Origin of the sequence: Pseudomonas sp. GM79, from assembly GCF_000282495.1 — a bacterium.
Lineage (GTDB): Bacteria > Pseudomonadota > Gammaproteobacteria > Pseudomonadales > Pseudomonadaceae > Aquipseudomonas.
In genome coordinates this window covers 1-5,722 of sequence record NZ_AKJE01000018.1, presented here as the reverse complement: position 1 = coordinate 5,722, position 5,722 = coordinate 1, and the positions used below count along the sequence as shown (strand labels likewise).

Annotated in this window: 6 protein-coding genes; 4 read left to right on the top strand and 2 right to left on the bottom strand. The window is 60.4% G+C overall.

All coding sequences use genetic code 11. The features are described from left to right. Positions 1–48: 48 nt before the first annotated feature. A complete protein-coding gene (locus PMI36_RS26305) occupies positions 49–750 on the top strand; it encodes a response regulator transcription factor (protein WP_007900125.1) in 702 nt (233 codons plus the stop codon). Positions 751–754: 4 nt separating this feature from the next. After that, on the top strand, positions 755–2,056 hold the full coding sequence (locus tag PMI36_RS26310) for an ATP-binding protein (protein WP_008067920.1): 1,302 nt from the start codon (positions 755–757) through the stop codon (positions 2,054–2,056). Between the two features lie 212 nt (positions 2,057–2,268). Here the strand turns inward: PMI36_RS26310 and pncA are convergent, their stop codons facing one another. Next, the gene (gene pncA, locus PMI36_RS26315; RefSeq protein WP_008067919.1) at positions 2,269–2,898 is read right to left on the bottom strand and encodes a bifunctional nicotinamidase/pyrazinamidase; all 630 of its coding nucleotides are present in this window, start codon (positions 2,896–2,898) and stop codon (positions 2,269–2,271) included. 326 nt (positions 2,899–3,224) lie between these two features. Between pncA and PMI36_RS26320 the strand changes: the two genes are divergently transcribed. Then, on the top strand, positions 3,225–4,037 hold the full coding sequence (locus PMI36_RS26320) for a crotonase/enoyl-CoA hydratase family protein (RefSeq protein WP_008067918.1): 813 nt from the start codon (positions 3,225–3,227) through the stop codon (positions 4,035–4,037). 6 nt (positions 4,038–4,043) lie between these two features. Beyond that, positions 4,044–4,874: an NAD(+) diphosphatase gene (gene nudC, locus PMI36_RS26325; RefSeq protein WP_008067916.1), complete on the top strand. Its 831-nt coding sequence runs from the start codon at positions 4,044–4,046 to the stop codon at positions 4,872–4,874. Here the strand turns inward: nudC and PMI36_RS26330 are convergent. Beyond that, positions 4,842–5,621 (bottom strand): TSUP family transporter, encoded by a 780-nt coding sequence (locus PMI36_RS26330; protein ID WP_008067915.1) that lies wholly within the window; start codon positions 5,619–5,621, stop codon positions 4,842–4,844. The genes nudC and PMI36_RS26330 overlap by 33 nt on opposite strands. Between the last annotated feature and the right edge of the window lie 101 nt (positions 5,622–5,722).

The window sequence follows — 5,722 nt, the reverse complement described above, 5'->3', positions numbered from 1 at the left end:
GCTCGCGAAGAGGCCCTGACAGGCGCCACTGCACTTTCTGGAAACACCATGCCCAACATCCTCCTGGTCGAAGACGACTCCGCGCTCTCCGAACTGATTGCCAGCTACCTGGAACGCAACGGCTATTGCGTCAGCGTGATCAGCCGTGGCGATCATGTGCGCGAACGGGCGCGGCTCAATCCTCCGGACCTGGTGATTCTCGATCTGATGCTGCCGGGGCTCGACGGTTTGCAGGTCTGCCGCTTGCTGCGAGCCGATTCGGCGACTTTGCCGATCCTGATGCTCACCGCCCGCGACGACAGCCACGATCAAGTGTTGGGCCTGGAAATGGGGGCCGACGACTACGTCACCAAACCTTGCGAACCACGCGTCTTGCTGGCCCGGGTGCGCACCTTGTTGCGCCGCAGCAGCCTCAGCGAACCGATGACCGCCAACGATCGCATTCTCATGGGCAACCTGTGCATCGACCTGTCCGAGCGCACCGTGACCTGGCGCGAGCAACTGGTCGAGCTGTCCAGCGGTGAATACAACCTGCTGGTGGTGCTGGCCCGGCATGCCGGCGAAGTACTGAGCCGCGACCAGATTCTGCAACGTTTGCGCGGTATCGAGTTCAACGGCACCGACCGCTCGGTGGACGTCGCAATCTCCAAGTTGCGGCGCAAGTTCGACGACCATGCTGGCGAGGCGCGCAAGATCAAGACCGTGTGGGGCAAGGGCTACCTGTTCAGCCGCTCCGAGTGGGAATGCTGAGTCGATGTTCAGAATCCTGTTTCGCCTCTATCTGGTGACTATCGTCTCGTTCAGCGCGGCGATCTACCTGGTGCCGGACCTGGTGATCCAGGTTTTCCATGAGCGCTTCGTGACCTATAACCTTGATTATTCCCGAGGTTTGCAAACGCTGATTGCCAAGCAGTTTCGCGCCGTGCCTTCAGAGCAGTGGCCAGCGCTGGCAGCTGAGATGGACAAGGAATTCCAGCCGCTGGACATTGTGCTGGCCCGTAACGATGACGCCGAATTTACTCTGGATGAACGTGCGCGCTTGCAGCGCGGGGAAAACGTCGTGCGCATCGGCGATTGGGGCTGGCGCACCTTGGCCGTGGCGCCGTTGAACGAGCAACTGGTCGTGAAGATGGTCGTGCCGCCGGACCCGACGGACGTCAGCTGGTTGTACTGGAGCATCAACGTGCTGATCGGCGCGACCATGCTCGCCTGTCTGTTGCTGTGGTTGCGCCCGCACTGGCGCGACCTGGAACGCCTCAAAGGCACCGCCGAACGCTTCGGCAAGGGTCACTTGAGCGAGCGCACACAGATTTCCCCCAGCTCCAACATCGGCAGCCTGGCCAATGTTTTCGACACCATGGCCGGCGACATCGAAAACTTGCTCAACCAACAGCGCGATCTGCTCAACGCCGTGTCCCACGAGTTGCGCACGCCACTGACGCGGCTGGATTTCGGCCTGGCCCTGGCGCTGTCCGACGACTTGCCGGCCACCAGCCGCGAACGTCTGCAAGGCTTGGTCGCGCACATTCGCGAACTGGATGAACTGGTGCTGGAATTGCTGTCTTACAGCCGTTTGCAAAACCCGGGGCGGCTGCCGGAACAGGTCGATGTGTCGCTGGATGAGTTCATCGACAGCATTTTGGGCAGCGTCGATGAAGAACTTGAGTCACCGCAAATCGTCATCGATGTACTGCTCAACGGCCAGCTCGAACGCTTCTCACTGGACCCGCGACTGACCGCCCGGGCGATCCAGAACCTGCTGCGCAACGCCATGCGGTACTGCGAAAAACGGATTCAGATCGGCGTGCAGGTGTGCCCCAAGGGCTGTGAGATCTGGGTGGATGACGATGGCATCGGCATTCCGGAAGAAGAGCGGGAGCGGATTTTCGAGCCGTTTTATCGGCTGGACCGCAGCCGGGATCGGGCCACAGGCGGGTTTGGTCTGGGCCTGGCAATCAGCCGTCGGGCGCTGGAAGCGCAGGGCGGCACACTCACCGCGCAAGCTTCGCCGCTGGGGGGAGCGCGGTTTCGACTTTGGTTGCCGACCCCGGTTTAAAGGCACTCTTTCAGACGATTCGCGTTTGCGGGTTTCCCCCGATCCAAATGTAGGAGCTGCCGAAGGCTGCGATCTTTTGATCTTGCTTTAAAAGAATAAGATCAAAAGATCGCAGCCTTCGGCAGCTCCTACAGAGAGCGGGGCCGCTTCGCGACCCAACGGGGGCAAGCCCCCTCGCCACAGGGAATCACCAGTCACAGATTGTTGAGCGCTCAACCAAGTATTTCGGTTGATGGAATCAACCCGACCCCAGCCACCTGCATCCGGTCAATTGCCGCCGCCAGCGATCCATCCAGATCAATCGCCCGACATGCATCCATCACCACAAACGCATTGAACCCCGCAGCCCGCGCGTCCAGCGCAGAAAACATCACGCAGAAATCCAGTGCCAGCCCGACCATGTAAACCGTGTCGATGCCGCGCTCTTTAAGATACCCGGCCAAGCCTGTGGTCGTGGTTCGATCCGCTTCCAGAAACGCCGAATAGCTGTCGATGTCCGGATTGCAGCCTTTGCGGATGATCAGTTGGGCGTGAGGCAGGTCCAGTTCCGCGTGGAACTCGGCGCCGGGTGTAGCCCGTACGCAATGCTCAGGCCAGAGCGTTTGCTCGCCATAAGGCAACTGAATCACATCGTAAGGTTTGCGCCCCGGGTGGCTGGAAGCGAATGAGGCATGGCCGGGCGGATGCCAGTCCTGGGCAATGATGACCTGCTTGAACTGGCGACCGAGCTGGTTAATCAAGGGCACGATCAGGTCGCCCTCCGGCACCGGCAGTTGACCACCGGGAATGAAGTCGTTCTGTACGTCGATAACCAGCAAGGCTGCACGTGAAGAGATTGGCATGGGCGGATTCCTCCTTGGAAAGTCCGGTGCAAGCATAGTGATAACTTTGCTGGTGCGCTAAGTCGGGTTCATGAAATGGCTGCGTTTGTGGCGGTGAAGGTCAGTTGGATCGGCGGTGTGGCCTTCGCGGGCAAGCCTCGCTCCTACGGGGGTTATGTATCCGACACCATTTCCCTGTAGGAGCGAGGCTTGCCCGCGAAGAGGCCCGTCCAGACACCACAAAACCCGGAGTAGTCCCGCATTTGGCCGAACCGCTGCCTTACTGCCGGCACGGATGCCTTGTTATAGTTCGGGCCTCATATTCTGCCCGGTAAAGGATCACTGCCATGTCTCAATACACCGCCTTCAGCGTCGAATTGGCCGATAACATCGCCCATGTGCAGATCAATCGCCCGGAAAAGATCAATTCGATGAACGCCGCGTTCTGGAGCGAGATCATCGAGATTTTCCAGTGGATCGACGATACCGATGAAGTCCGGGTGGTGGTGCTCAGTGGTGCCGGCAAGCATTTTTCTTCGGGCATCGACCTGATGATGATGGCCGGTATGCTCAATGAGTTGGGCAAGGACGTCAGCCGCAATGCACGGCTGCTACGACGAACGATCCTCACGCTGCAAGCGTCCTTCAATGCCGTCGACAACTGCCGCAAACCTGTACTGGCGGCGATTCAGGGTTATTGCCTGGGCGGCGCCATCGACCTGATCTCGGCCTGCGACATGCGTTACGCCGCCGAGGACGCGCAATTTTCCATCAAGGAAATCGACATCGGCATGGCAGCCGATGTAGGCACTTTGCAACGCTTGCCACGGATAATCGGTGACGGCATGCTGCGTGAACTGGCTTACACTGGTCGCACCTTTGGCGCCGACGAAGCGCGATCCATTGGCCTGGTCAATCGCGTCTACAGCGATGCCGCCAGCCTGCTTGAAGGCGTGATGGGCATTGCCCGCGAGATCGCCGGCAAGTCGCCGATTGCGGTCACTGGTACCAAAGAGATGATCAGCTACATGCGCGACCATCGCATCGACGACGGCCTCGAATACGTCGCCACCTGGAACGCCGCCATGCTGCAATCCACCGATCTGCGCGTGGCCATGGCCGCCCATATGAGCAAACAGAAACCCGAATTTCTGGATTGATTAACCATGACTTCACGCTGGACCACCGCAGTACTGGACACCGATCAACCCGGCGGCTGGGCCGTGGCGCGCAGCCCCGAAGGCTTTTTGTTCGATGACAATGGCGCGCTGTTTCCACGCGAATGGCTCAAGCGTCAGGACCTGTCGATTCTCGCCGAGCATGGCATCGGTCACCTGGATGGCGAACCGGTCTACCTGCTGGAGTTGCGCAGTCACAGCGAAGTACCGGGCTGCAACTGGAAAGGCCTGCGAGCGTTCATGCTCGAGGGCGATCACACCGTCTACAAGGTGCTTGGCTACGCCGCGCAAATCGGCACCTGGGCCCGTGAACACCGTTTTTGCGGCAATTGCGGGCAGGTGATGAGCCAGGTGCCGCGTGAGCGGGCGATGTACTGTGAGCCGTGCGATATACGCCACTATCCGCGCATTTCACCGAGCATGATCGTGCTGGTAACCCGTGGCGACGAGGTTCTGCTGGCTCGTTCGCCGCGTTTTGTCGCCGGGGTCTACAGTACGTTGGCGGGGTTTGCCGAGCCGGGTGAGTCGGCCGAGGACTGCCTGATTCGCGAGGTCCGCGAAGAGGTGCAGATCGAGGTCAAGAACATCCAGTACATGGGCAGTCAGTGTTGGCCGTTCCCGCATTCGATGATGCTTGGTTTTCACGCCGAGTACGCCGGCGGCGAGATTGTCTGTCAGGAAGACGAGATCGAAGACGCCCAGTGGTTCAACGTGCACGAGCTGCCGCCGTTGCCGGCGTCACGCTCCATTGCCCGTTACCTGATCGACGTCTACGTGGCGCGGCGCTTAGGCCACGCTGAACCAGTGCTGCCAGGCTAACCGGACGGTCAAGCCGAGCACCACGGTGATGAACACCGGACGAATGAATTTCGCACCGCCGCTGATGGCGGTGCGCGCGCCGAAGAAGGCGCCGACCATCACCGACAGGCCCATGCTCAGGCCGATGATCCAGTCCACTTGGCCGGAAAATATGAACACCGACAGCGCCGCGATGTTGCTGACGAAGTTCATGCTGCGCGCCACGCCGCTGGCCTTGACCAGGTCGATGGGGTAGAGCAGCAGGCTGCTGACGGTCCAGAACGCTCCCGTTCCCGGACCGGCCACGCCGTCGTAGAAGCCGAGGCTGAAGCCTTGAGTCGATTGCCACTTTTTCTTGATCGGTGCGTCGCTGTCCAGCGGCGCCTTTGGTGTGCCGCCGAACAACAGGTACAGACCGCAGGCGAAAACGATCACCGGCAGCATCTTGTTCAGCCATTCCGCCGGCAGGTAATGAGCGACCACGGCACCGGTGAGTGCGCCCACCAGCGTGCCGACAATGGCGTGCATCCATTGCCGTGGATGGAACAACTTGCGCCGGTAGAAAGTGAAACTGGCGGTGGCCGAGCCGAAGGTTGAACTGAGCTTGTTGGTGCCCAGCACCAAGTGCGGCGGCAGGCCGGCGGTCAGCAGTGCCGGGGTGGTCAACAGACCGCCACCACCGGCGATGGCGTCGATGAAACCGGCAATGAAAGCGACGAGAGCCAGAACGGCCAGGGTAGTGAGGTCAACGCTGAGTTCGAAAGGCATGGAATGGGCTTATTCGGCAGGGTCGCAGAAAAGAGCTGCGGGGAAGGGCCGCTATCTTACCCATATCCAACTTCTGCGGCGACCTGTCTGGCCGCTTTCGC

What these genes read in the sequence shown, in the direction of transcription:
- PMI36_RS26320 (WP_008067918.1), top strand. Translation starts at nt 3,225, where the DNA reads ATGTCTCAATACACCGCCTTCAGCGTCGAATTGGCCGATAACATCGCC.
- nudC (WP_008067916.1), top strand. Translation starts at nt 4,044, where the DNA reads ATGACTTCACGCTGGACCACCGCAGTACTGGACACCGATCAACCCGGC.
- PMI36_RS26310 (WP_008067920.1), top strand. Translation starts at nt 755, where the DNA reads ATGTTCAGAATCCTGTTTCGCCTCTATCTGGTGACTATCGTCTCGTTC.
- PMI36_RS26305 (WP_007900125.1), top strand. Translation starts at nt 49, where the DNA reads ATGCCCAACATCCTCCTGGTCGAAGACGACTCCGCGCTCTCCGAACTG.
- pncA (WP_008067919.1), bottom strand. Translation starts at nt 2,898, where the DNA reads ATGCCAATCTCTTCACGTGCAGCCTTGCTGGTTATCGACGTACAGAAC.
- PMI36_RS26330 (WP_008067915.1), bottom strand. Translation starts at nt 5,621, where the DNA reads ATGCCTTTCGAACTCAGCGTTGACCTCACTACCCTGGCCGTTCTGGCT.